This is a genomic window from Flavobacterium sp., assembly GCF_052437795.1.
Classification (GTDB): Bacteria; Bacteroidota; Bacteroidia; order Flavobacteriales; family Flavobacteriaceae; genus Flavobacterium.
In genome coordinates this window covers 222,434-248,541 of record NZ_JBQVPA010000001.1, presented here as the reverse complement: position 1 = coordinate 248,541, position 26,108 = coordinate 222,434, and the positions used below count along the sequence as shown (strand labels likewise).

Here is a 26,108-nt window from a genome sequence, read left to right as displayed (position 1 = left end):
TTTTCACCACAAGGACACGAATTATACTTTCTTAAAGATCGTACTCGCAGTGTGCCCTCCAAAACCGAATGTATTATTAAGCACATAATTCACTTCACGCTCAAGCGGCTTACCCAGCACTATACAAACCCCCGCAGGTATTGCAGGGTCTAAGTTTTGTGTATTGATGGTTGGCGGGATAACATTGTGCTTTATTGTCAAAATGCTGATGATGCTCTCGATCGCACCTGCCGCGCCAAGCAAATGCCCTGTCATCGATTTGGTAGCGCTTACCGGGACATTAAAACCACTGAACACGGTAGCTATCGCGGTCAATTCACTCAGGTCACCCTGTGGTGTGGAGGTTGCGTGCGCATTTATATAACCAATTTCTGATGGCTGCAGTCCGGCATCCGCCAAAGCTTTTCGCATTCCGAGAGCTGCGCCAAGCCCATCAGCAGGGGTCCCTGTTAAATGGTACGCATCAGCCGCCATGCCACCCCCTACTATCTCGGCATAAATAGCTGCGCCGCGGGCTACAGCATGATCCCACTCCTCCAGGATGAGCGCACCTGCACCTTCTCCTGCTACAAATCCGTCACGACGAGCATCAAAAGGCCTGGAGGCACCCTGCGGGTCATCATTATTTTTAGATAAAGCATGCGAAGCATTGAACCCCCCGATCGACGACTGCGTGATGGCAGCCTCGCTTCCGCCTGCGATCATTACGTTGGCCTTGCCCAGGCGAATGGTATCGAATGCAGAAATGATCGCGGTATTAGATGAAGCACAGGCCGATACCGTGGCATAATTCGGACCATGCAATCCATACCGTATGGAAAGCACACCCGCCGCAATGTCTACGATCATTTTCGGGATAAAGAAAGGATTGAACCGTGGTGTACCATCACCCGAATTAAATTCTGTCATCTGTTCTTCAAAGGTACTGATGCCGCCATTACCCGATGCCCATATCACGCCAACCTCAAAGCGCTCCTCCTGTGTCATAGTTTCAAGATCCAGCCCGGAATCTTTAACGGCTTCTTCTGTTGCGGCTATGGCGTATTGTGTAAAGAGGTCATACTTGCGGGCTTCTTTCCTATCTACGTATTTCTCAATATCGAAATCCTTCACCTCGCAGGCAAATCGTGTTTTGAATTTAGACGCATCAAATTTAGTAATGGGCCCTGCCCCACTTTTCCCGGCAAGGATATTCGCCCAGAATTCCGGCACAGAATTGCCCAATGGTGTTATGGCGCCCAGGCCTGTAATTGCTACTCTTTTCATAAATTTATTTTTTAATGTCTGTACGCAGCAGGTTGGTATATCCTTTAGCCACCAGCTTTGTCATTTCTTTATTCCAGATCTCGCATTGCGCGTTGGTGATCTGACTCCCTTTTTTTAATATGGCAGTTTTAGCTACTACCATATCACCTTCGCGCGCGGACGAGAAATAATCAACGGCCAGGTTGACCGAAACATAAAAATAAGGTTCGCCATAAGATATCAGTGTGGCGCCTATGGCATCATCAATCATAGCGGCCGTAACACCGCCATGCAGTGTACCGAACGGGTTGGTCATTTCTTTACGTATCACATATTCAAATGTAAGGCTGCCCTCTTCTACTGCCCTCATTACCGGTCGCAACCAGTTCATAAAGGGCGAGGGTGAGTTTTGCACTTCTTTGCCTACGAAACTTTGTAAAAACTCTTTTGCTTTTGGATCCATGGTTTTTAATTTAAATACCAAATGGTATATTTAATAGTGTAAAAATAAATACCTTTCGGTATTTTTCTGTTTAAGAAGATCATTTTGCTATTTCATCGATCATTTTCCCGGCCTGTTTCATGGCTGCTTTAAGTCCACCCATTTTCCCGGTTACTTTAGCAAGCATCACTCCGCCTTCTATCAGCGCGATGAGCGCACCCGCAAATTCCTTTTCATCAAACTTCTGGCGGATCTCCTTTTTCTCCCGGCCAACCTTTACGACTGATATGATCGTTTTGTACCAGGCATCAATAGCGTTACCGGCTTTTTGTTTTAACCCTTCATGGGTATCATCCGACTCTACCGAAGTATTCAGCACAGGGCAGCCTCCATCCAGTGCGGGGATCTTAATAAATTCTGAATAAAGTGTGAGGTAAACCCTAAGCTTGTCCGCGGCATTAGCCTGTTCAGCCATATTCTTTTTAACAATTGATGACATTACCCCGAAATTATAGTCAAAAACCGCCAGTGCCACTTCATCCTTATTTTGGAAATTTCCGTAAACACTTCCCTTGGTCAGGCCGGTAGCCGCTGTAATATCGGCAATGGAAGTTCCGGCATACCCCTTTCTGTTGAAAATGGGCGCTGTCTTCTCTATAATGAACTGCCTTGTTTTATCCGCTTTGGTCATTCGTATATAATTTCATTTACAAAATTATACCAAACGGTATTATTAAAAAAATAAAATCCAAACTATTTTAAGGCCTACAAATCCTAATCTTATGCTAAATGGCAAGGAAAAGCTTTATATAATGTGTAATTTTATGTTTATAATTAAACACAAACACTATGCAGATCAACATAAACACCGATAACCATGTCGATGCGGGAGAGAGACATGAAAATTATTTTTCTGAAGTTTTACACAATACACTGAAACGCTTTGAGGACAAGATAACAAGCCTTGAAGTTCACATTGGCGATGAAAATGGCGATAAGTTTGGGACAGATGATAAGCGATGTACGATCGAGGCCCGTGCAAATGGACTTAACCCCTTAGCAGTTACAAACCATGCAGATTCTGTTGAGCTGGCCGTTAAAGGTGCAGCAACCAAAATGAAGCATCTTTTGGAGCATACTTTTGACAAGATGCGCACGCATTAACATACATTATGCTTAAACCGGGAAGCCTTCAGAATAATTAATTCTGAAGGCTTTTTTTTATTTACTTTTCGCTTCTATCTTGTCCTTATGGTTTTCCTGTGCTTCGTCCAGCGAATGCGATTCGTGCAGGTTTTGTGCCTGCTTGCTCAGATCGGCAAGCTTAGCGTAATATTTTTTAACAACTTCCATTTCCTGCTCGGTCATGTCCTCAATGTCGATGAGGCGGTTACTTGCAAATTCATTGCACGCTACAAGCTCATTCAGTTTGAGCTGGATAGCAAGTGAATCTTTATTTTGCGATTTCTGGATAAGGAATACCATAAGGAAGGTAATGATCGTCGTGCCAGTGTTGATCACCAACTGCCACGTTTCGGAATAATCGAATATCGGACCGCATATCGCCCATACCACAACGATCAGGAATGCCGTGGCGAACATGGAGGTGCTTCCTGAGGCCTTGGTCACTTTTGCGGCAAAAGTTTCAAAAATATCTGTAGACTTTACATCGGTCTTCTTTGTCATATAAATGTTATTTAGTAAAATAATAGTACAAATTTAAGCGTATTAGCCTACAAATCACAATGATCTTCTCATTATCAGCCTGCTTTCATTTTCCACCCGGACCTTTTGCTGCTGCAATACCATTTCGGCCAATATGCGGCCCATTGCCCTGAAGTCGGTAGATATGGTCGTGATACCGTTGCCCACCACTTTTTTGAGCGGCGTATCGTTATAGGAAATGATTCCGATATCCCTGCCCATTTCCAGCCCCTGCCCATTGGCCTGCTCGATGACACTAACAAGGTGGCGGTCGTTCGGTATTACAAACACATCACCTTTTATAATCGTACGCCCTTCGAGATCCGGGATCACTTCACAGTCAAAGGCATGGTCTTTACAAAAATTGGTAAAGCCTTCAGCCATACCGGGGGGCTGCTTAAAAGCAGGGAAAATGAGGATCAGCCGTTCGTATTTTACCAGTCTGGCTTTCGCCGAAAGTAATCCGTTATACATATCCTTCACAAAATTTTGATGGATGGACGGATAATCATGCAGGTCGGTGTTGACCTGGTCAAGAATATACACATCGTTTTTCGGCAAGGCTTTTATTAAAGATGCCGCGCCTTTAAGCGTAGTTGGCATGATGATGTATTTGGAATAGTCGCCATTATTTTCGTTGACGAGCTTTTTGAACACCTCAATGCTGAAGTAATGGAAGAAAATATCGATCTGCGCATTGCTGTCCATAGTTTCCATAAAGGAATTGTAGAGGTCTTCCTTAAAAGTATTGAACTCATCGAACAACAGGAAAATGCGTTGCTCAAAGCTGAACTCCACACTCTTTATGTAATAGCCTTTTCCAAGCCTGGAATAAATGATGCCACGTTTTTTCAACTCGTCATACGCCTGGAGTACGGTATCCCGCGACAATGAGAATTCCAAAGCTATTTTGTTTACCGAAGGCAGCCTGTCGCCACGGTTAAGCCGTTTTTCGGCAATAGCAGTTTCTACAGACAGGATGATCTGCTTGTATTTAGGGAGGCTGCTGCGGGTATCGAGGGATATTATTTTCATCCTTGACGCATTTGCACATTTTATAAACTGGTAGCTAATATACAAAAACTGGTAGGTACTGGTATGGTCATTTCATTTTAACTTCTACTTTTGGTAATGATATGATAATAAAATCATGGAAAAAAATCAGATTTCTCATTTTGTTGACACCTTAGATGCTAAAACTTTCGGTATACTGACTGATGGCAAGGCGGTTCTATGCCATACCATTTCCAATATGCGCGGCATGGAAGCATCGGTAATAACATACGGCGCCACTATAACTTCCCTGCAAATTCCTGCACAAGGCGGCAAAGTAGATGTTGTATTGGGATTTGACTCCCTGCAAAGCTATATTGACTCCTACAGCCTGCCGAGCGCCCCCTACTTCGGAGCCATCATAGGGAGGTATTCAGGACGGATAAAGAAAGGAAAATTCACCATTGATGGAGAAAAATACCAGGCAGCATCCAACCACGGTGAGCACACACTGCACGGCGGTTTTGAAGGTTTTGGGCAAAAGGTGTGGCAGGTAGAAAATGTTTCGGCGAATGCCATTACTCTAAGCTATACCTCTGCCGACGGTGAGGAGGGATTTCCCGGAGAGATAACCCTGCACGTAACCTATACCATATCTGAAGACAATAAGCTTGTAATGCAATATTGGGCAACATCGACCAAAGATACTGTACTTAATTTGACCCAGCACAGCTATTTTAATTTAGCAGGGCATTCGCAAACGATCGAAAAGCAAAAATTGTTTATCAACTCCCACAAGATATTGGAGACCAAGCCCAATGGAATTCCTACCGGGCTCATACTAAAAGTAGACAATTGCCCTTTCGATCTCACTACCCCAAAGTACTGCCCAACAAAAATAGATACTACTTTTATAATTGATGATAATACGGTTCCGGTAGCGTCATTAACAAGCGAAGAGACCGGTCTAAAAATGACGGTTCGCACCAATCAGCCATCAGTACACGTATATGTAGGAGGCAATTGCTTTGGAAAGATAAAAGGAAAGGAAGATACACAATACAATACCTTAAGCGGTATTTGCTTTGAGGCACAGCATTATCCTGACGCGCCCAATCACCCGCACTTCCCCTCTACCCTGCTGAAAAAGGGAGAAGAATACCACCAAAAAACAAGTTTTAAATTCGAACAGCTATAATTATACAGTTATGAAGAAATTTTGGATACTACTTTTCGGAAGCCTGCTTTCACTGACCATCTCCTGCGGAAGCGATGATAGCAAGGGCAATAGCGACGATGGGCCTATTATAGAAGAGGATGCCTTCGTCCGCGGAGTTGATATGTCATTCCTTCCCGAGATCGAAGCAGCGGGCTATACCTATAAAAATGCTGCCGGCCAAACAGAGGACGCACTGGCAACACTGAAGGCTGCCGGCGTGAACACCATCCGCATACGCCTTTGGAAAAACCCGGCCAACGGGCATTCGGGCATGGCAGAGGTGAAAGCACTTGCCCAAAGGGTTAAGGCAGCGGGAATGAAAGTGTGGCTTACGGTACACTACTCTGATACCTGGGCAGACCCGGGCGCACAGGAAACCCCGGCAGAGTGGACAGGACTTAACCTACAGCAATTGACCGACCAGGCCATGCTGTATACCGCTAACATTTTGGCGGAAATTGACCCCGATATTTTCCAGATAGGCAACGAGACCAACACCGGTTTCATGTACCCTATTGGCAACATTTCAACCAATGAGGCCGGCTACCTGCAACTGGTGAATGGCATCAGTGCGACCATACGCCAAAATGCACCTGATACCAAGATCATGATACACTATGCTGGCATTGCTGACAGTGCCGACTGGTTCTTCAATAAGGTCGCCGCTGTGGATTACGATTACATAGGCCTTTCCTACTACCCTATCTGGCATGGCAAAAACACAGGCAGCCTGCAAATAAAGATGCAGCAACTGGGTACTGCCCATAACAAAAAAGTGCTCATTGCCGAAACGGCCTATCCGTTTACCCTCGGCTGGAACGACTGGACCAACAATGTGGTGGGCCAGAGCGACCAGCTGATCCCAGCTTACCCGGCATCTGCAGAAGGTCAAAAGGCTTTTATCAATGCCATCCGCAGTGTAGTAAAGAACAGCGGCACCGGGATCGGCTTCTGCTACTGGGGTGCGGAATGGACCGCCTTCCGCGGTCCGGAGGCTACTAATGGCTCTACCTGGGAGAACCAGGCGCTATGGGACTTTGATGGAAAAGCACTGCCAGCAGTGGAGGCTTTTAATAAATAGGCCTCACCCCCGCCCTCTACAAAAGAGATGGGTAAGGTTTGAAAAATAAATAAGTTTGGTTTAATTGGTGAGTAAACTACCCCCGGCTACCGAAAGCCGGGGTGGTTTTACAAAAACGATCATACCCTTTAATATAGAACTAATGAGCATGACCCTAAAACATCTCTCCATCATCGCCATCTCGGCACTTGCCATGGGCTGCGGCAGCGAAAAAGAAAAGATCTATCTTGGCGCCGACCTTTCGTATGTTAACGAAATAGAGGACTGCGGCGCATACTACCAGAACGGCGGTAAGAAAGTGGACCCCTACAAACTTTTTGAGGAGAAAGGCTGCAACCTGGTACGCATCCGCTTGTGGAATGCGCCCGAAGCATCGCCTTACTCCAACTATGCCGATGTGAAAAAGAGCATCAGGCGCGCGAAGGACAACGGCATGGAAGTATTGCTTGACTTCCACTACTCCGACACCTGGGCCGATCCGGGAAGGCAGGACATCCCGAAAGCGTGGGCTGCGATCACCGATGTAAAAGTACTGGGCGACAGCCTGTACAACTACACCTACAACACACTGATGAAACTGGAAAAGGAAAACCTGCTGCCCGAAATGGTCCAGGTGGGCAACGAAACCAACAACGAGATATTGCAGCCGAAAGGGACCATAAAAGATACTATCGACTGGAAGCGCAACAGCCACCTGCTGAATAGGGGATTAAAGGCAGTGCGCGATGTGTCGGCAAAAACAGGTAAGAAAGTGGAGTCGATGCTTCACATTGCCCAGCCCGAGAATGCACTTAAATGGTTTAAGCCAGCGACCGAAAATGGCATTACCGATTATGACTACATTGGGCTTTCATACTACCCATTGTGGTCCGAGTACAAATTTGACCGCCTGCCGGAAGCCATCAGCACGCTGAAGAACACTTACAAAAAGAAAGTCATCATTGTGGAAACATCCTATCCTTACACCATGAACAACGTGGATAAGGCCAACAACATCCTCGATAAAAAAGCACTTATTGAAGGGTATCCCGCCTCACCGGAAGGCCAGAAAAAATACATGATCGACCTGGTAAAACTTACCCTGAAAGGCGGCGGCAGCGGTGTCATCTATTGGGAACCGGCATGGGTAACGTCTTCCTGCAAAACGCTGTGGGGCGACGGCTCGCACTGGGACAACGCCACGCTCTTTGATGCCGCGAACAACAACGAGGCATTGCCAGGATTTGATTTTTATAACCAGGATAATTACAAATAAAACTCACCCCTTCCCCCTCTCCTTTGGAGAGGGGAACTCTTGCCGATTTACATAAATGAAAAAAGGTTTGGAGTAAGTACACTTGAGTGTAGCTGCCCCCTCTCCTTGGGAGAGGGGGTTGGGGGTGAGGTCTGAATCTCATCAAGGGAAAATGAAAAAAACACTTTTAGCGATCATCATCGCGGCACAGTTCATCGCCTGCCATAAGCCCGCTTCGGCTACAAGGACGAAAAAGGATTTCGGCAGCAACTGGCAGTTCATGCGCGACAACGACCCTGCAACAGCAACATCCGTAAACCTGCCACACACGCCAAGGATAGAAAAACTCATACCCATAAACCAATGGCAGGGCGACTGCGTATACACGAAGACATTTGATGTCAGTCCCTCGGCAGACGAAAAGCTGTTCCTGTACTTTGAAGGCGTGATGCACGAGTCGATCATAGTGGTAAACGGCCAGCAGCTGGCGCACCATAAGGGCGGCTACACCCCATTTACCGTAGACATTACCTCTGTCGCAAAAGTGGGCAGTAATGTGGTTGAAGTAAAGGTCAACAATGAGGATAACCCCATGATCCCACCAGGGAAGACGATAAAGACGCTCGACTTCAATTATTTCGGGGGCATCTATCGTAATGCTTACCTCATCCGTACCAACAAACTGTACATAACCGATGCCGTTAATGCGCAAATAGCTGGCGGCGGGGGCCTGTTCATTAAATTTAATGACATTACCCCTGAAAGTGCAGAAGGGACGTTGACAATAAATGTACAAAACGACTTTGATATTGCTAAAACCTTTTCTATCAAAGCCATCCTTACAGATGCCGCCGGTAAAAAGCACGAGTTTACAAACCCCGGAACGACAATGCAGCCGGGTACTTACGGGACCGGGCTTATTGAACTTAAAATTGACAAGCCTCTTTTGTGGTCGGTCACAGATCCTAACCTGTACACATTAGAGGTACAGCTCTTTTCAGGCAAAAAATTGGTTGACAGCTATACCACTAAAACGGGCATCCGTAAAATAGAAATAACCGATAAGGGCTTTTTCCTGAATGGAAAAAAGATGTTCATTAACGGTACCAACCGCCACCAGGAATACCCGTATGTGGGCTATGCCATATCTGACGAGGCACAATACCGCGATGCCGTAAGGATAAAAAATGCAGGTTTCGACATGGTCCGCCTGTCGCACTACCCGCAGTCGGAAGCCTTCATGAATGCCTGCGATGAGTTGGGCGTATTGGTCATGAACTGCATTTCGGGCTGGCAGTTTTTCGGTAATGAGGAATTTGTGAAGAACTCGCACCAGGAAATACGCGACCTGGCCCGCCGTGACCGCAATCATCCAAGTGTTTTTGCATGGGAAGTATCGCTTAACGAAAGTGAAATGAGCGAGGAATACATGAAAAAGGCCAACGAAATACTGCGTGCCGAACTTCCGCACAAGGGTATTTACACCGCGGGATGGATGGATAACGCTAATTATGATCTTTTCATCCCCGCAAGGCAGCACGGGAAAGCACCCGATTACTGGAACAACTACACCAAAGGCGATCGTAAGATATTTATTGCCGAGTATGGCGACTGGGAATACTATGCGCAAAACGCCGGCTTGAACCAAACCGCGTTTGCCAATCTTAAAGAAGAGGAACGCACCAGCCGCCAGTTGCGCAGTGCAGGCGAAAAACGTTTGCTGCAGCAGGCGTTCAACTTTATGGAAGCGTTCAACTCCAACCTGAAAGGAAAGGATAAAAGCACGATAGGCCAAGCCAACTGGCTAATGTTCGACTACAATCGCGGGTACAGCCCCGATATTGAAAGTTCGGGTATCAGCGATATTTTCCGTATCCCGAAATTCGCTTATTATTTTTACCAAAGCCAGCGTTCGCCAAAAGAGAAGCTGGCACCGGAACTCGTTTCCGGTCCGATGGTACACATTGCCACCTACTGGGATGCTAAATCGCCAACCGATGTTACAGTATACAGCAATTGCGATGAGGTGGCACTTTACCTGAACGATGTTTTGATAGCGAAGCAAAAACCAACCCGCAATACCTTTACCGACCAGTTACAGCATCCGCCGTTCGTTTTCAGTCTGGGCAAATTTACGCCCGGCACCCTGAGGGCGGAAGGATTCATTGAAGGAAAGCCGGTAAGCGAGCATAAAGTTTCGACACCTGGAGCGCCCGCCCGGTTGCAAGTGTCGCTGGACCATTCCGGAAAAAGTATCAATGCATCCAAGCCGGATGTAGTGTTTGTATATGCTAAAATTACGGATGATAAAGGTACACTCGTTCATGATTCCAACCTTGCAGTGACCTTTGAAGTCATTGCCGAAAATGCAGAGATCATAGGTGGAAATACAGTGACCGCCGAGGAGGGCATAGCCACCATAGTTTTACGAACAGAAAAGGCAGAAGGGGCAGTGCTTATCAAGGCAAGTACACCGGGACTTACTCCTACAACATATAAGATCAAGTAAAAAAATTTAACCACATAGATACATAGGATCGAAGGCCTGTAAAAAAGTTAGGGCATTAATTCACAGAGTTGAAGCGACGCTTCAAACTAGTGTGCAACTATAAATTTTTTATGTTGTCCAACCTGTCTCTATGTGGTTAAAAAAAGAAATAGTATGAAAAAGAAATTAGTAAAGCAGGTTACTGCTTTTTATAAGGAATGCTTTGGCGAAACGCCACAACACATCATTTTATCGCCGGGCCGCATCAACATCATCGGTGAGCATGTGGATTATAATGACGGCTATGTACTCCCTGCCGCGATCAACAAATATGTTTGCTTTGCTGTATCGCCCAACGAAGATAGCAAGTGCGCCATAGTTGCCAAGGACATCGATGGGCATTATGAGTTCAACGTGACCGACGAACTGAAGCCGGTCGACAAAATGTGGGTCAACTACTTCCTGGGTGTGCTGCACCAGCTACAGGACAGGGAAGGAATTAAAGGTTTTAATATTGTATTCAGCAGCACGGTGCCTATGGGAGCAGGATTATCATCCTCAGCCGCTGTAGAATGCGGGTTTGCTTTTGCATTGAATGAAATGTTCGGCTTTGGACTTTCCAAAGAAGAGATCGCATTGATCGGGCAGAAATCGGAGCACACCTTTGTTGGCGTGAAATGCGGCATCATGGACCAGTTTGCCAGCGTATTCGGCAAAAAGAACCGTGTAATAAAACTTGACTGCAACACGCTGGAGCACAATTACCACAAAGCCGACTTTAAGGAATATGCCCTGTTACTGCTCGACAGCCGCGTAAAGCACACCCACCTTACCTCGGGCTACAACGACCGCAGGTGCGAAGTGGAACAAGGCTTTGCCGTACTGAAGCAGCATTACCCGGAAATAACTACCTTTCGTGATTGCACGGAGGAGATGGTTTTGGCAGTAAAAGAGCAGTTAGGCGAGGTAAATTTTAAGCGCTGCCTGTTTGTTGTGAAAGAGATACAACGCGTTTTAGACGCAGTAAGCGCATTGGAGAAGCAGGATTTTGCTACATTAGGGGCATTAATGCTGGAAACGCATGACGGACTTTCGAAAGACTATGAGGTGAGCTGTGAGGAGATCGACTTTTTGGTGGATGCCGTACGTAATGATGAAAACGTACTGGGGTCGCGTATGATGGGCGGCGGCTTTGGCGGATGCTCCATTTCACTGGTAAAAAAAGATGCCGTGGATGCGCTGATCGAACGCGTAGGCAGTGAATACAAAGAAAAATTCCATATTGCGCTGGAACCGTATAAAATAAAAATAGCCAAAGGGACTACCCTTTATACCGAATAACATGCAGCCATTTGACAATAACGAGCATCCGCACAGGAGGTTTAACCCGCTTACAGGCGAGTGGATACTCGTATCGCCACACCGTGCAAAAAGACCGTGGCAGGGACAGAAGGAAAGTGCTAATACCGTAAGCCTGCCGCAATATGACCCGGCGTGCTACCTGTGTGCCGGCAACGAGCGTTCGGATGGGACGAAAAACGAAGAATATACCGATGTGTATGTTTTTAACAACGACTTCCCATCATTATTGCAGGAAGAAGTTGCCCCCCAGGCAGAGAGTAATCCGCTGTTCCAGCTCAAGCCCGAGCGCGGCATCAATAAAGTGATCTGCTTTTCGCCACGCCACGACCTGACCCTCCCGGAAATGGAACTGGAAGCCATAGAAAAAGTGGTGGACGCCTGGAAGCAGCAATACATTGAACTGGGCAGCAAGGACTTCATCAACCACGTGCAGATATTTGAGAACAAGGGCGCAGTGATGGGCTGCAGCAACCCGCATCCGCACGGGCAAATTTGGGCGCAGTCGTCGCTTCCTACGAATGTGGAAAAAACACAGGCTAACATGAAAGCCTACCATGACACGAATGGCAGGAGCCTTTTAGCCGATTACCTGACAGAAGAACTTAACCGTAAGGAACGTATCATTTCGGAGAATGACCACTTCGCGGTAATGGTGCCTTTTTGGGCAACATGGCCGTATGAAACGCTTATCATCAGCAAGCGGCATTTTAGCAACATTACCCAAATGAATGCTGAAGAGCGGACGGCATTTGCAGCAATGCTAAAAACCATTACCGTAAAATACGACAACCTGTTCGAAACATCGTTCCCCTACTCCTCCGGTATCCACCAGTCGCCAACCGATGGACAGGAACACCCGGAATGGCATTTTCATATGCATTTTTACCCGCCGCTGTTACGTTCGGCTACGGTGAAAAAATTTATGGTGGGCTACGAGATGATGGCCGAGGCGCAGCGCGACATATCCCCCGAAAAAAGCGCCGCGGTGCTTAGGGAACTTCCTGAAATACATTACAAACAAAAATAACCGAACCTCAATGAAAGCATTATCAACTCCCGATTATATAGTATTCCTGTGCTACTTCGTATTGATCGTTAGCTACGGCCTGTGGATATACTACCGCAAAAAGAAGGAAGCCACCACCAGCAACGATTACTTTCTGGCCGAAGGCTCCCTCACGTGGTGGGCCATTGGGGCATCGCTCATAGCCAGCAACATCAGCGCCGAGCAGTTTGTTGCCATGAGCGGCAGCGGATTCAAGCTGGGCCTCGCCATTGCCACCTACGAATGGATGGCGGCCATCGTGCTCATCATTGTGGCGGTATTCTTTATCCCGGTGTACCTCAAGAACAGGATATTCACCATGCCGCAGTTCCTCATGCAGCGGTACAACGGCACGGTAGCCATGATCATGGCGGTGTTTTGGTTGGCATTATACATTGTCATCAACCTCACTTCGATACTCTACCTTGGCGCATTGGCGATCAGCAGCATATCGGGCTTCGACATTACGGCCTGCATGGTGTTCCTGGGCATCTTCTCCATATTCATTACCCTTGGCGGGATGAAGGTGATCGGGTATACCGATGTGGTACAGGTGTTCTTCCTTATACTGGGCGGGCTTGTGACTACCTACCTCGCGCTTAACCTTGTCGCCGATGAATTTGGCGGCAGCGGCGTGTTCGACGGTTTTGCCTTCATGAGCGAAAAGGCGGGCAGCCACTTCGACATGATATTTACCAAAGACAATCCCAACTACAATGAGCTTCCGGGTATCTCGGTACTCATTGGCGGCATGCTCATTACCAACTTATACTACTGGGGCTGCAACCAGTACATTACCCAGCGTGCGCTTGGCGCCGACCTGAAAACAGCCCGCAGCGGCATACTTTTCGCCGCGTTCTTAAAGCTTTTGATGCCGCTTATCGTGGTAATTCCGGGCATTGCCGCATTTGTGCTGTACCAGCAGGGCCATTTCCAGACGGAGATGATACTGGATGGCAAACTGCATCACGACAGCGCGTACCCCGTGCTGCTCAACCTGCTGCCTTCGGGACTGAAAGGACTCGCGTTTGCAGCGCTTACAGCGGCCATTGTGGCATCGCTTGCCGGTAAGGCCAACAGTATTGCAACGATATTTACCCTCGACATCTACAAGCAGAAGATAGACAAGGACGCCAGTGAGAAAAAACAGGTCACCATCGGTAAGATAACAGTGGTATTGTCTATCCTTACGGCGATTATCATTGCACCGTTCCTGGGCATTGAAAAAGGCGGCTTCAAGTTCATACAGGAGTTCTCGGGCTTCCTTAGCCCGGGCGTGTTTGCGATGTTCCTGCTGGGCTTCTTCTGGAAGAAAACTACGGCCAATGCGGCAATGTACAGCATGATCGGCGGATTTGTGTTCTCAGTGATCCTGAAATTCATGCCGGAATTTGTCAACCTGCAACCGTTGTACGAAATAGGCTTTGCCGTACCACACCCTGAGACGGGCGTTTACGAAATACCGTTCCTCGACAGGATGGGCATCGTGTTCGCGCTTTGTATCCTTGGCATGTTCTATATCAGCAGGAAAGAGACCGGCAAAGGCGACGATCTGAACGGCCTTGAGGTAGATACATCGATGTTCCGCGTTGACCGCTCATTCATGATAGGTACTGCGGTACTTGTAGTGATGGTCGCGGCACTGTACGCCTATTTCTGGTAGGCATCTGATCCCTTATATTTTAAATGCCCTTTGCAATATTTGCAAAGGGCATTTACTTTTATGAGAACCTTGCAGTTAACGCAAACTATAGCGTCTCCAATATTTTATCCATGACCCAACTGGTATGCGCTCCCGTCCGTCCCGTGGAAGGATGGATACTGTTACCTGACAAATGCTCCCGCATATTCCTGACATGGTACAGCTGGATATTTTCGGGGTGGTCTATCACTGCTTCCTGTCTGCCAGCGCCATTGGTCAATACCAACGGCAGCTCATCGAAAACGGCGAACTCGATCTTCCCTTTACTGCCGTAAATGATCACATCATCGGCGCGTTCAGAAAGGCCCGAATTCCATGTGCCTACACCCGTTACGCCACTTTCGTGAAGCCACGAACCGGCTACTGCATCCTTTGCGGTATACCATCCATGCTGGTTGAGGCTGTGCCCGGATGCTGACTTTACTTTCCCGAACAAATATGTGAACAGGTCGAGACCGTGGCTGGCAAGATCATCAAAATAACCCGCCGGGGCAATGTTGGCATCGGTACGCCAAAAATATTGCCCTGACAGGTCCATAGGTGACGGTGTGCGGCCCAAATGCCAGCTTACATGGCGCACCTCCCCTATCTGCCCATTCTCGAGCCATTGCTTTACATGTAAAAACCTGGGCAGCGAACGGCGGTAATAGGCCACGAACAAGGGCAGGCCTTTTGCTTCAAATGCATTGCAGATCGCTTCACATTCGGCATAGGATGGAGCCATGGGCTTTTCGATGCAACACGGCTTCCCGGCAGCGGCAACTTTCAAAGCATAAAATGTATGGGTGTCCGGCGGGGTGGCAATGTATACGGCATCTACTTGCGGATCGTTGATGAGCGCATCGGCATCATCATACCATTTTGGCACATTGTGGCGGCGGGCATAGTCGGCGGCCTTTTCGGCATCGCGGCGCATTACAGCATGGAGTTCGAATCCTTCGGTTTTCTGGTAGGCAGGGCCGCTCTTCCGTTCTGTCACATCGCCACAGCCAATGATGCCCCAGCGGATAATGGTTTGGTTCATGGCTTTGTTTTTCGGAAAATAAAAATAGGCTATTCCGCAAAGATGCCCCAAAGTTTTGCAAAGGAAAATAACGTGGATGGATAGAAATTTTATTCCTACTTTTAAAACTCCAAAAAACGAACTGAAATGAACCGTCGACTATTCTTAAAAAATACCGGGCTAGCCGGAGCAGGCATAACTGTGGCCGGGCCTGTAACTTCCTGGCTTATGGAAAACACCCTGTTACCGGACATAAAACCTTTCTTTAAGCTATCGCTGGCCCAATGGTCACTGCATAAGGCCATCCTCGAGACCAAAACCCTGCCTGCGCTCGACTTTGCTAAAAAAGCACGTTCACTAGGATTTGAGGCAGTAGAGTATGTCAACCAGCTTTATGGTCCGGAACTCGAAAATATGGGCCTTGACAAGCTGGTAAAAGAATTGAAGGAACGCAGCAAAGATAATGGCGTGAAGAATGTGCTTATCATGATCGACGGTGAGGGCGAACTGGCGGCACTATCTAAAACGGAACGGGATGATGCCATTGCCAAACACTCCAAATGGATAGATGCAGCGGCAGAGCTGGGCTGTGGATCGATACGCGTGAACCTGTTTGGCGCCGGAGCGGAAAATGACTTCAACGTTTGGAAGGAAACCTCGGTCGACGGGCTTGGCAGGCTTGCGGCATACGCTAAGAAGAGCAATATTAACGTGATCGTTGAGAACCATGGCGGACTGTCATCGGATGCCGGAAAGCTGACGGATGTGATCAAAACCATCGGGCTGAAGAACTGCGGTACGCTGCCCGACTTTGGGAATTTCTGCGTAAAGCGGCAGGGCGGCGAACGATGGGGTGCACCGTGTATTGACGAATACGACAAATATAAAGGCGTGCTGGAACTGATGCCGTTTGCCCACGGTGTAAGTGCGAAAACCTACGACTTTGACGCCAACGGCAACGAAACGACCATCGACTATAAAAGGATGCTGAAGATCGTGAAGGATGCCGGTTACAAGGGATACATCGGGATAGAGTATGAAGGGAACAGGCTGGGCGAAGAAGAGGGCATTAAAGCAACCAAGGAGTTGTTGATAAAAGCCGCATCAGGATCATAAAATTTTTATTTAGAATAATTAAAAATAGTTTGGCTGTTATTGATCTGGGAACTACTTTTGCACCCGAAAAAAACACCCAATACAATGCACAAATTATTATTCAAAAAATTATTGTTCTGTACTGTCTTAATTTGTACAATGGCGATCAATGCACAAGACAGGGGCAGGATAAACGGTAAAGTGACACTAAACGACAATTCAGGCGCCGAAAATATTTCGATAGTCCTTAAAGGCACATCATTTGGTACTACCACGAACTCTGAGGGATCGTACGAAATAAAAAATGTAAAGCCGGGAACATATACGCTTCGCATTTCGTCTATTGGAATTGCTACCGTTGAGGAGCAGGTCGCTGTGGGCGCAGGCGAAGTGGTAACGAAGAATATAGTTCTTACCGAAAGCCGTGACCAGCTTGATGAGGTTATCATTGAAGGCAATGTGAACCGTTACAAAAAGCAAGAAACTACAGGTTCGGGCAGGATGCCGCTAAAAGCGCTTGAAAATGCACAGGTATCCAATGTGGTTACTAAAGAACTTATGGCCGACCAGCTTGTTACCAACCAGGACGATGCCCTTAAGAACGTAACAGGCCTTTACCAGCTTTGGGGCGCTACAGGCCGTGCCGGCGACGGTGGCTCGTACTTTGCATCACGCGGTTTTGTTACGCAAGCACAGGTTCGCAATGGTGTTGCGGGTACTGTTATTGCCAACAGCGATGCGGCTAATATGGAAACACTCGAGGCTATTAAAGGGCCATCTGCAACGCTTTTCGGTAGCATACTTACATCCTACGGCGGATTAGTGAACCGTGTAACCAAAAAACCTTACGAAACATTTGGCGGCGAAGTGACCTACCAAACCGGAAGCTTTGGCTTTAACCGTGGCACAGTAGATGTGAACACGCCGATCAATGACGATAAAACTGCACTTTTCAGGCTGAATGCCGCTACTACATCTACAGAAACCTTCCAGGATCTCGGGATGAGCAAGAGCATTTTTGTTGCGCCATCGTTCACTTATAAATTCAGCGACAGGCTCACGGCCACTATCGAAGGGGAGTTTTTTGACCAGGATGCTACAGGCCTGCACCTTATCTACCTTGACTTTATGCACACACCGTCAAGCCTTGGCGTAAATAATGCTGCCGACCTTGACCTTGACTTTAAGCGCTCAATGGTAGGTGGTAACTTTATCACCAAAACAAAGAGCCGTAACATTTATGGTACAGTAACCTACAAAATATCCGACGCATGGACCTCGCAATCGGTGATCACATCGGCAAGCAACGAGGCCAACGGCCCGGGCTTTTGGTTCTACCTGCGTCCTGACAACAAAGTGTCGCGTAATGCATGGGGCTTTGGCGGTTCATCGAATGCCATAGAATTCCAGCAAAACTTTATGGGCGATCTTAACATAGGCAACATGAGGAACCGCATAGTGATCGGCGGCGACATTTACCATACCAAAGGCTATACCGATATTACCTACCTGCCGGGCGGTGGATGGGAATTCGACGAAATAGACTACTCAGGCGCTATACCTGATTACTACGCATTTAACCCAAGGAACATCCAAAACCAATTGGACAGCTCGACCAGCGTTTTCCATAGCAGTACTAACCTGAGCACACACAGCCTTTACGTTAATGATGTACTGAACATCACACCGAAGCTATTGGTTTCTGCAGGTGTACGTTTTGACAATTTTGAGAACAGGGGCAGCTATGATGCCGCTTCCAACACTACATCGGGCGGATTTTCGCAAAATGCATGGTCGCCAAAATTTGGCGTAGTTTATCAGGTGATCCAAGATCAGGTATCGGTATTTGCCAACTACCAGAACAGCTTTAAGAACGTAATCAACAGCAATGCAGGCAGCAGCGCGCCGGGCATAAATACTGAAACATTCAGGCCGGAACAGGCTAACCAGTTTGAAGCAGGCATCAAGCTCGATGCCTTTAACAACAGGCTCGGCGCCAACATCAGCTATTACAATATTAAAGTGGATGACATTGTAAGGGCCGATCCATCGGTGCCCAACTCTTCTATCCAGGATGGTACGCAAAAGAGTACCGGTTTTGAGGCAGAGATAACCGCTTCGCCAATAAAAGGACTTAACCTTTTGGTGGGCTACGCTTATAATGACAGCAAGTATACAAAGTCGGATGCAGGAGTGAACGGCCTTCGCCCAACTACTGCAGGCCCGCAAAACCTGGCCAACTTCTGGATCAGCTACAGGCTGCCTTCTACGACAATAGATGGCTTGGGAATTGGATTCGGCGGGAATTATGCCAGCGAAAGCGCTATATACAACAGCAACACTTTTGATGCTAACGGCGATGTAAACGGTTCTGAGAAATTCGTACTGCCATCATACACAGTGCTGAACGCGTCATTATTCTATGACAAGCCTAAATACAGGATCGCGCTTAAGGCTAATAACTTTACCGATGAGCTTTACTTCAACGGCTACACGACCATCAACGTGCAGGCTCCACGCAACTTTATGGGCAGCCTAACGTATAAGTTTTAATGAGCTTTAAAAAGAAAATACGGTTTATACACAAATGGCTCGGACTCACCTCCGGGCTCATTGTGTTTATAGTGAGCATTACCGGCTGCATCTATTGCTTTCACGATGAGATAAAAGACATGACCCGCGAGTGGCGAACTGTCCCTGTACAGGCAAAGCCTTACATAGCCCCGTCTGTCCTGCAAAAAAAGGCAAAGGAGCTGTACCCCGATATCATCCAGTCGATGGTGATATACGGTGGCGAGGCGAGGCCGGCATTTGTGTATGGGATAAAAGGTGAGGATGGCTATTTTATCTATTTCGATCCGTACTCCGGCGATTTCATGCATATGGAGAACCTCGAGGAAGATTTTTTCCATATTGTAGAGCACATACACCTTTACCTCCTGCTCCCACCGGAGATCGGTAAGCACATTGTGGGCGTGGCTACCATCATCTTCATATTCCTGCTCATAACCGGCATCATCCAATGGTGGCCCAAAAAGAGGAAGCAGCTTAAAGACAGGCTGCAGGTAAAGTGGAGTGCCAAATGGCGCCGTGTGAACTACGACTGGCACAATGTATCGGGCTTTTATATTTCGATAGTGGCATTGGTGATCGCCGCAACAGGGTTGACCTTTACCTATGAATGGATGGGCGACGCCATGTACTATGGCGGCAACCTTGGCAGGAACTATCCGGAAGAGCGCGCTGAGCCTGTGATCGATACCACGGTTACGAAAGGTCCTGTATCGGTAATGGATAAGGCTTTTGCCCAAACCCTGAAGATGGCCCCAACACGCGGAATGTACTTTATATGGGACCAGGGGCCTAAAAATGCCATTATTGCCGGTTCCTACCCCAACGCATTGGAATATCACCACCAGTCTAATCTCCAGTTCCATCCGGTAACGGGCGAGCTGGTAAAAGAGCTGATGTATGATGACAAAAGTGCCGGCATGAAGCTGCAGGAAATGAACTATGGCCTGCATACCGGGCAGTACTTTGGGCTTACCGGAAAGATCATCGCCTTTATTGCCAGCCTGCTCGCCGCCGCGATACCTGTTACAGGATTCGTGATCTGGTGGGGGCGCCGCAACAAGAAACCCAAACAAGGAAAAACAAAAAAGGCTGTAAATTAAATTACAGCCTTTTCCTCAAATAAATAAAACGAGCTTATTTATTCGAAACTACGGCATTGTGAGACCATTTCTTAACTTCTGCGATCCTGCTGTCAGCATAATCCACTTCGTTTAATTCAGATCCGGTCCAGAAGAACCATTTACCGGTCTTCACGCCGTTGTTATATTCTCCCATAGCACTCTTCGTACCGTCCGCATTGTATGCGGTCCATGTGCCGTGTACTTTTCCATCTTTATAAAAGCCTTCCTGCTTCACCTTACCATTTTCATAGTAGTAGGTGGATCTCACCATTTGATCTTGTATCTCATGTTTTGGCTTAGCTTCCTGGGCTGATAACACACCTGCAGATAATAATACCGCAGCGATCATAATCTTTTTCATGTCAGTTCTTTGTGTTTAATTATACTTTATTATATATCAAAGATATTGATAATTTTACACAAAAGATACGTTCGCTTAACAATTTGGTAACACAGAATGAAAACTTAACATTGGAAGTCTTGCTAAATTGCCTGTATATTCAGTATTTACTGATGTTTTCGCTAATCTCCACATATTTGGGGAAAAACATAAATATTCACTAAGATAGTTGTTCGATCATGAGGATATCCATTATAATGTCATTGGTTTTGACGGTAGTTGTTACTGCAAATGCCCAACAGGTGCTTCCGTTATATGAAAAAAGCATACCCAACAGCAAGCCTTCTGCCGACGGCGAAAAGTCGAAAGTACGGGACGGTAATATAACCATTGTCAGTAATGTGTCGGTGCCTACACTTACTGTATATAAAGCGGCCAAGCCTTGTATGGCGCGCAGTGCGGTCATCATTTGTCCCGGTGGTGGCTACGGCATACTTGCCATGAGCCATGAAGGTGCCGATGTAGCGAAGGTGTTCAACAGATGGGGCGTGACGGCTTTTGTACTAAAATACCGCCTGCCCAATGATGCTATCATGAAAGACAGGTCCATTGGCCCGTTGCAGGATGCGCAAAGGGCCATGCAAATGGTGCGCGAACATGCCACCGAATGGAACATCGACCCCGCAAAGGTGGGCATCATGGGCTTTTCTGCCGGCGGGCACCTTGCTGCTACGGCATCCACACACTTTGATAAAGCAGTTATCGATAATCCGAAAAACACATCGCTCCGCCCTGACTTTTCTATGCTGATATATCCGGTCATCAGCTTTTCCAACAGCCTGACGCATTTGGGCAGCCGTGAAAACCTTATAGGAAAGTTCGCCCCGCCTGATCGCATAATGCAATTCTCTAACGAGTTGCAGGTAACTGCCAAAACGCCGCCTGCTTTCCTAGTACACTCTTCTGACGACGATCTGGTTCCGGTCGGCAACAGCATTAAATACTATGAAGCTTTGCAGAGCTTTGGAATTTTTAGCGAAATGCTTCTGTATCCGCACGGTGGGCATGGGTATGGTATGGAGAATACATCGACCACCGACAAGTGGATGGACCGGCTTAAGGAATGGATGCTGGAATCGGGTTACCTGTAAGGATCAAAAATAGTGCAGCTTCTCTTCCTCCAGATCAAGGTATACCAACAGCCTTCGTACGATCTCCTCATCGAGGCTTTGCTTTTCGGCATTCTTTTCATGCAGCCACTTGCGCTGGTGGTTCAGTAATTCGCGGTAAACGGCCTTGGATCCTTCATTCATCGACGACTCCTTTACGACCAGGCTGCTCGTATCAAGCTTTTGTGCGATCTGCTGCAATACAGGATAGGCATCGAGCTCCCGCTCATAATTTGACCGCAGGTGTTCCAGCGCGTGCTGCGACATCATGTTGCGAAGCTTGTTATATAATTCCTCCTCGGGCATAGTGTGATCGGGATCCTTTACGTGCAGCCTACGTATTAAGTAAGGCAGCGTGAGCCCCTGCAATAGCAGCGTTGCCAATATCACTACGAACGTGATAAATAATATCAGGTTGCGCTGCGGGAAAGGCTCGCCATTGACCATTTCCGGAATGGATAATGCCGCCGCCAGTGATACAACCCCACGCATACCCGACCACCCTATAAGGAAAGGCCCTTTGATCCCCGGGTTGCTGCTATCGGCAACAGTAATGAAGTTACGCGCTATGAGTGTAGTTACCACTGCGCCATAGGCAGCCAAAATACGCCCGATGATAAGTACTGCCGTTATCAGAAGGCCATAGCCCACTGCATCGCTAAGGCTTACATTGCCAAGTCCTGAAGTGATCTGGGGCAGGTCGAGGCCAATGAACATGAATATTAATCCGTTCAGTACGAACACAAGGCTTTCCCACACATTATAACCCCGCAGCCTTGAGGAACTGCTAAGGAAACGCAGCCTGTTGTTAGACAGCAACAGCCCACCGCTAACCACCGCAAGCACGCCCGAACTATGCACCTCCTCTGCCGCGATGTACATGAGGTAAGGTGCAAGTATGGTAAGCACAATATCAATATTAGCATCCGTGGGCAGCAGTTTGTGCATCTTCATGAAAAAATATCCGAGCGCGACACCTATGCCAACACCGCCTGCCACCATCCATACAAAGCTAAGGGCGGCTTCATGCCACACGAATTGCCCTGTGGCTACTGCTATGAAAGCAAAACGGAATATGATGAGCGATGAGGCGTCGTTAAGAAGGCTTTCCCCCTCCAGTATCGACTTAATGCGGCGCGGCACTTTTACGAACCGCAAAATAGCGCCTGCGCTCACGGCGTCAGGCGGCGATACGATACCGCCCAAGAGCAGCCCTAATGCCAGTGAGAACCCTGGAATGAAATAATTGGCAACAAAAGCCACCGATAGCGCCGAAAAGAAAACCACTACAAACGCAAAGCTCCCTATTATGCGCCGCCATTTCCACATTTCTTTCCATGAGATCTGCCATGCGGCTTCATAAAGCAGCGGAGGAAGGAAGAGCACGAAAATGAGTTCCGATTCGATGTGCAGCACCGGTATGCCCGGAATGAAGCTAATGCACAGCCCCGCCAAAACCAGCAGTACGGGATAGGCTACTTTAATACGGTTGGCCAGCATTATCAGGAGCAGGATAATGAGGATCAATATCAGGTAAAAAGGAAAATTGTCCATTGGTGTTGAAATAGACAATAAATATAAAAATTTTCCTGCCGCATTGTAGTTTTAGTATTGGCAAACTGTCAAATCGTATAACCGGGGCTTACCGGGAAATGTTATTTTTATAGCCTAAAGCGAACAATCATGGGCAAACGATCTTTTAGAGGCATAATTTCGATGTTAACAGTACTGCTGCTTACAGGATTCACTCCCGGACACCAATGGAAGCCACTACTGGACAAAAACCTGTCGCAATGGGAAATGTACCTCAGTTACCGGCATTCGCCAAAATACAATGGGCAGGTGCCTTTGGATATCAACGGAAAAGAAATACCACCCATAGGCTATAATAAAAATGAAGCCAACGTCTTTTCGGTCACTACAGAAAATGGCGAGCCTGTACTCCGGGTGAGCGGTGAGATATACGGCTGCGTATTCACCAAAGCCGAATATGAGGATTACCACCTGAAGGCCAAAGTAAAATGGGGCAGCAAAAAGTGGGACCCACGTACCGATAAGCTCATGGATTCAGGCATACTATACCATTCGATCGGTGAAGCCGGCAAAGACTATTGGCGGGCATGGATGCTGTCGCAGGAATTCCAACTTATGGAGGGCCACATGGGCGATTACTGGAAAATTGCCAACTCGGCCATAGATATACGTGCCTTTATGCCCGAGGGCGTTATGAACCCCATAGCCAGCGAAAAACAGCCCTTCCTGCCCATAGGTGCCGGCAGCCCTAATGGCGGATTTTGCCTTCGTGGCGAAAATCATGAAAGCCCGAAAGGGGAATGGACCGAGGTGGAACTCATTTGCTACGGCGATAAAAGCCTGCACATCGTAAACGGAAAGGTGGTCATGGTGCTGCAAAACTCCAGATACATAGACAAGGGTAAACCCATACCGTTAACCAAAGGAAAGATACAGTTGCAAAGCGAGGCTGCCGAAACCTTTTATAAGGAACTGATGATAAAACAGCTTGACGCGATGCCGAAGGAATACGAAAAATACTTTAAGTAGCTTGCTCTATTTCTTGGAATGGTCGCTGTATACAGCCAGCACCTGTACCCGTTTTGCCGCCAGTGTAGCATTGATGGTGGGCCTGTGCGCCGAGATCCATTTGTTTATCGAGTCGTGTTCTGAATGGTGTGAGGTGGTGGTGATCCGCACATCTCCCTGTGCGGTAACAACAGTGTAATCATAATTTGCCATGGTAGTAAGGTTTTAGTAGTGGATCGGTAATGGTTGGATCGTTAAGTTTTTTTTAACATGTAGTAAATGTATATATTGTAGTCCACCCAGCAACGGTAGTTTTTACCTGTTTTTTATCTCATTAATGAAACAGGTAATTTTACGTGGCACTTTAGTTTTCTGTTCTGAACTTACCATTGCCTATCAAAGACCCATAGTAAGCATGGATCTCAAAAAAATTTACACATAATATACCACTCTGTTAAGGCAACGAATTAATTCGCTATCTTTAGTACCCACTACCAAAAATCATTGTGCCTACCATGAAGATCGCCCTCTTTACCAATGAGTTCCCGCCCAACATATACGGCGGTGCCGGCGTACATATCGATTTTTTGAGCCATGAACTGGCAAAGCTTGCCGATGTGGAAGTACGCTGTTTCGGCGACCGGCAATTGCAGGAGGATGGCATGAATGTGATGGGGATACAGCCATCACTTAACCGTCCCGATGACCCTGCCAACCCGCATATCAATATGTTCAGGAACCTAAGCCGGAATGTGGAGATGTCGCAGCATACATTGCAGGCCGATGTAGTTCATTGCCATACGTGGTACACGCATTTGGCCGGTATCTATTCGAGGGAATTGCTGCAGGTGCCCCTCATCCTTACCACCCACAGCCTTGAGACGCATCGCCCATGGAAAATAGAACAATTGGGCAATGGGTATTTCCTGTCGCGATGGATAGAGCGGTCGGCATATGACCAGGCTGATGGCGTGATCGCTGTGAGCGAACAGATGAAGCAGGATGTTGTGGAGGCTTACGGCATCGATCCTGCAAAAGTGACCGTTATACACAATGGCATTGACCCTGAGTTTTACAAGCCAACATTCGACGTGAACGTTCTGAACGAATACGGCATTGACCCACAGATCCCATTTGTGCTATTCGTGGGAAGGATAACCCGTCAAAAGGGCATTTCGCAACTGATAGAAGCAGCACATTATTTCATCCCAAACTGCCAGATCGTGCTGTGTGCGGGAGCGCCCGACACTCCGGAGATCGCCGGAGAGACCGAAGGACTCATAAATACACTGAAAGCAAAACGGGATGGTGTGATCCTGATATCGGAAATGTTGCCGAGGGACAAAGTACGCGTACTGTACAGCCATGCGCGTGTATTTGCGTGCCCGTCGCTGTATGAGCCGTTCGGCATCATTAACCTGGAGGCTTTGTCGTGCGAAACACCTGTGGTGGGCAGCGCAGTAGGAGGGATTCCAGAGATACTTACTGAAGGCGGGACAGGCTTCCTAATTCCGTTGGAAGGCATTTCGCGCACTGACCTCAACCCGAAAGACCCGAAAGCATTCCAACAGGCATTCGCAGAAAAGATCAACCTGCTGCTTGAGGATGAGAACCTCGCTGTCCAAATGGGTAAGGCAGGCAGAAAGCGTGTTTTGGAGAAGTTCAGTTGGGAGTCTATCGCCAAGACGACTTATAATTATTATGAGGAAGTGATAGCACGGTTCGAAAAAGAAAAAGCATAACAACTTAA

23 protein-coding genes are annotated in these 26,108 nt (G+C 47.5%); 14 read left to right on the top strand and 9 right to left on the bottom strand.

What is annotated here, in order from left to right; all coding sequences use genetic code 11:
- Positions 1-21: 21 nt before the first annotated feature.
- From fabF to ACT6R0_RS01190, 3 genes are all read right to left on the bottom strand, one after another.
- A complete protein-coding gene (fabF, locus tag ACT6R0_RS01200; RefSeq protein WP_444650553.1) occupies positions 22-1,266 on the bottom strand; it encodes a beta-ketoacyl-ACP synthase II in 1,245 nt (414 codons plus the stop codon).
- A gap of 4 nt (positions 1,267-1,270) precedes the next feature.
- Entirely contained in the window at positions 1,271-1,708 is a 438-nt protein-coding gene (locus tag ACT6R0_RS01195) for a PaaI family thioesterase (RefSeq protein ID WP_444650551.1), read from the bottom strand.
- Positions 1,709-1,787: 79 nt separating this feature from the next.
- Complete coding sequence (locus ACT6R0_RS01190; RefSeq protein WP_444650549.1) at positions 1,788-2,378, bottom strand: TetR/AcrR family transcriptional regulator; 591 nt, start codon at positions 2,376-2,378, stop codon at positions 1,788-1,790.
- A 158-nt stretch (positions 2,379-2,536) separates the two neighbouring features.
- Here ACT6R0_RS01190 and ACT6R0_RS01185 point away from each other — a divergent pair, with 158 nt between their 5' ends.
- Positions 2,537-2,851: an HPF/RaiA family ribosome-associated protein gene (locus ACT6R0_RS01185; protein ID WP_444650547.1), complete on the top strand. Its 315-nt coding sequence runs from the start codon at positions 2,537-2,539 to the stop codon at positions 2,849-2,851.
- Between the two features lie 57 nt (positions 2,852-2,908).
- On the opposite strand, the gene ACT6R0_RS01180 is transcribed toward ACT6R0_RS01185, so the two are convergent.
- Together ACT6R0_RS01180 and ACT6R0_RS01175 are read right to left on the bottom strand one after the other, a co-directional pair.
- Complete coding sequence (locus tag ACT6R0_RS01180; RefSeq protein ID WP_444650545.1) at positions 2,909-3,373, bottom strand: low affinity iron permease family protein; 465 nt, start codon at positions 3,371-3,373, stop codon at positions 2,909-2,911.
- 54 nt (positions 3,374-3,427) lie between these two features.
- Complete coding sequence (locus ACT6R0_RS01175; protein ID WP_444650543.1) at positions 3,428-4,426, bottom strand: GntR family transcriptional regulator; 999 nt, start codon at positions 4,424-4,426, stop codon at positions 3,428-3,430.
- Between the two features lie 115 nt (positions 4,427-4,541).
- Between ACT6R0_RS01175 and ACT6R0_RS01170 the strand changes: the two genes are divergently transcribed.
- The 7 genes from ACT6R0_RS01170 to ACT6R0_RS01140 all read left to right on the top strand — a co-directional run bounded on the left by ACT6R0_RS01170 (position 4,542) and on the right by ACT6R0_RS01140 (position 14,476).
- Positions 4,542-5,582 carry an aldose epimerase family protein gene (locus ACT6R0_RS01170; RefSeq protein ID WP_444650541.1) on the top strand — a complete coding sequence of 347 codons (1,041 nt, stop codon included), beginning with the start codon at positions 4,542-4,544 and terminating at the stop codon, positions 5,580-5,582.
- 10 nt (positions 5,583-5,592) lie between these two features.
- Positions 5,593-6,684 (top strand): glycoside hydrolase family 53 protein, encoded by a 1,092-nt coding sequence (locus tag ACT6R0_RS01165; protein WP_444650539.1) that lies wholly within the window; start codon positions 5,593-5,595, stop codon positions 6,682-6,684.
- A gap of 67 nt (positions 6,685-6,751) precedes the next feature.
- Entirely contained in the window at positions 6,752-7,939 is a 1,188-nt protein-coding gene (locus ACT6R0_RS01160) for a glycoside hydrolase family 53 protein (RefSeq protein WP_444650538.1), read from the top strand.
- Positions 7,940-8,090: 151 nt separating this feature from the next.
- A complete protein-coding gene (locus ACT6R0_RS01155) occupies positions 8,091-10,427 on the top strand; it encodes a glycoside hydrolase family 2 TIM barrel-domain containing protein (RefSeq protein WP_444650536.1) in 2,337 nt (778 codons plus the stop codon).
- Between the two features lie 153 nt (positions 10,428-10,580).
- Positions 10,581-11,747, top strand: a complete 1,167-nt coding sequence (gene galK, locus ACT6R0_RS01150) for a galactokinase (RefSeq protein ID WP_444650535.1) — start codon at positions 10,581-10,583, stop codon at positions 11,745-11,747.
- Position 11,748: 1 nt separating this feature from the next.
- Positions 11,749-12,795: a UDP-glucose--hexose-1-phosphate uridylyltransferase gene (locus ACT6R0_RS01145; protein WP_444650533.1), complete on the top strand. Its 1,047-nt coding sequence runs from the start codon at positions 11,749-11,751 to the stop codon at positions 12,793-12,795.
- 10 nt (positions 12,796-12,805) lie between these two features.
- Entirely contained in the window at positions 12,806-14,476 is a 1,671-nt protein-coding gene (locus ACT6R0_RS01140; RefSeq protein ID WP_444650531.1) for a sodium/sugar symporter, read from the top strand.
- Between the two features lie 85 nt (positions 14,477-14,561).
- On the opposite strand, the gene ACT6R0_RS01135 is transcribed toward ACT6R0_RS01140, so the two are convergent.
- Positions 14,562-15,539: a Gfo/Idh/MocA family protein gene (locus ACT6R0_RS01135; protein ID WP_444650529.1), complete on the bottom strand. Its 978-nt coding sequence runs from the start codon at positions 15,537-15,539 to the stop codon at positions 14,562-14,564.
- 126 nt (positions 15,540-15,665) lie between these two features.
- On the opposite strand from ACT6R0_RS01135, the gene ACT6R0_RS01130 reads away from it, so the two are divergent.
- The 3 genes from ACT6R0_RS01130 to ACT6R0_RS01120 all read left to right on the top strand — a co-directional run bounded on the left by ACT6R0_RS01130 (position 15,666) and on the right by ACT6R0_RS01120 (position 20,287).
- Complete coding sequence (locus tag ACT6R0_RS01130; RefSeq protein WP_444650527.1) at positions 15,666-16,634, top strand: sugar phosphate isomerase/epimerase family protein; 969 nt, start codon at positions 15,666-15,668, stop codon at positions 16,632-16,634.
- Between the two features lie 84 nt (positions 16,635-16,718).
- Positions 16,719-19,166: a TonB-dependent siderophore receptor gene (locus ACT6R0_RS01125; protein WP_444650525.1), complete on the top strand. Its 2,448-nt coding sequence runs from the start codon at positions 16,719-16,721 to the stop codon at positions 19,164-19,166.
- The gene (locus ACT6R0_RS01120) at positions 19,166-20,287 is read left to right on the top strand and encodes a PepSY-associated TM helix domain-containing protein (protein WP_444650524.1); all 1,122 of its coding nucleotides are present in this window, start codon (positions 19,166-19,168) and stop codon (positions 20,285-20,287) included. The genes ACT6R0_RS01125 and ACT6R0_RS01120 overlap by 1 nt, the downstream gene beginning before the upstream one ends.
- A 34-nt stretch (positions 20,288-20,321) precedes the next feature.
- On the opposite strand, the gene ACT6R0_RS01115 is transcribed toward ACT6R0_RS01120, so the two are convergent.
- Positions 20,322-20,669, bottom strand: a complete 348-nt coding sequence (locus tag ACT6R0_RS01115; RefSeq protein ID WP_444650522.1) for a toxin-antitoxin system YwqK family antitoxin — start codon at positions 20,667-20,669, stop codon at positions 20,322-20,324.
- Positions 20,670-20,887: 218 nt separating this feature from the next.
- Between ACT6R0_RS01115 and ACT6R0_RS01110 the strand changes: the two genes are divergently transcribed.
- Positions 20,888-21,799, top strand: a complete 912-nt coding sequence (locus tag ACT6R0_RS01110) for an alpha/beta hydrolase (RefSeq protein ID WP_444650520.1) — start codon at positions 20,888-20,890, stop codon at positions 21,797-21,799.
- Between the two features lie 3 nt (positions 21,800-21,802).
- Here the strand turns inward: ACT6R0_RS01110 and ACT6R0_RS01105 are convergent, their stop codons facing one another.
- The gene (locus ACT6R0_RS01105; RefSeq protein ID WP_444650518.1) at positions 21,803-23,371 is read right to left on the bottom strand and encodes a Na+/H+ antiporter; all 1,569 of its coding nucleotides are present in this window, start codon (positions 23,369-23,371) and stop codon (positions 21,803-21,805) included.
- A gap of 162 nt (positions 23,372-23,533) precedes the next feature.
- On the opposite strand from ACT6R0_RS01105, the gene ACT6R0_RS01100 reads away from it, so the two are divergent.
- Positions 23,534-24,379 carry a 3-keto-disaccharide hydrolase gene (locus ACT6R0_RS01100; RefSeq protein WP_444658550.1) on the top strand — a complete coding sequence of 282 codons (846 nt, stop codon included), beginning with the start codon at positions 23,534-23,536 and terminating at the stop codon, positions 24,377-24,379.
- Between the two features lie 6 nt (positions 24,380-24,385).
- Here the strand turns inward: ACT6R0_RS01100 and ACT6R0_RS01095 are convergent, their stop codons facing one another.
- Positions 24,386-24,571: a hypothetical protein gene (locus tag ACT6R0_RS01095; RefSeq protein WP_444650515.1), complete on the bottom strand. Its 186-nt coding sequence runs from the start codon at positions 24,569-24,571 to the stop codon at positions 24,386-24,388.
- 302 nt (positions 24,572-24,873) lie between these two features.
- On the opposite strand from ACT6R0_RS01095, the gene glgA reads away from it, so the two are divergent.
- Positions 24,874-26,100 carry a glycogen synthase gene (gene glgA / locus ACT6R0_RS01090; protein ID WP_444650513.1) on the top strand — a complete coding sequence of 409 codons (1,227 nt, stop codon included), beginning with the start codon at positions 24,874-24,876 and terminating at the stop codon, positions 26,098-26,100.
- The last annotated feature ends 8 nt before the right edge of the window (positions 26,101-26,108 follow it).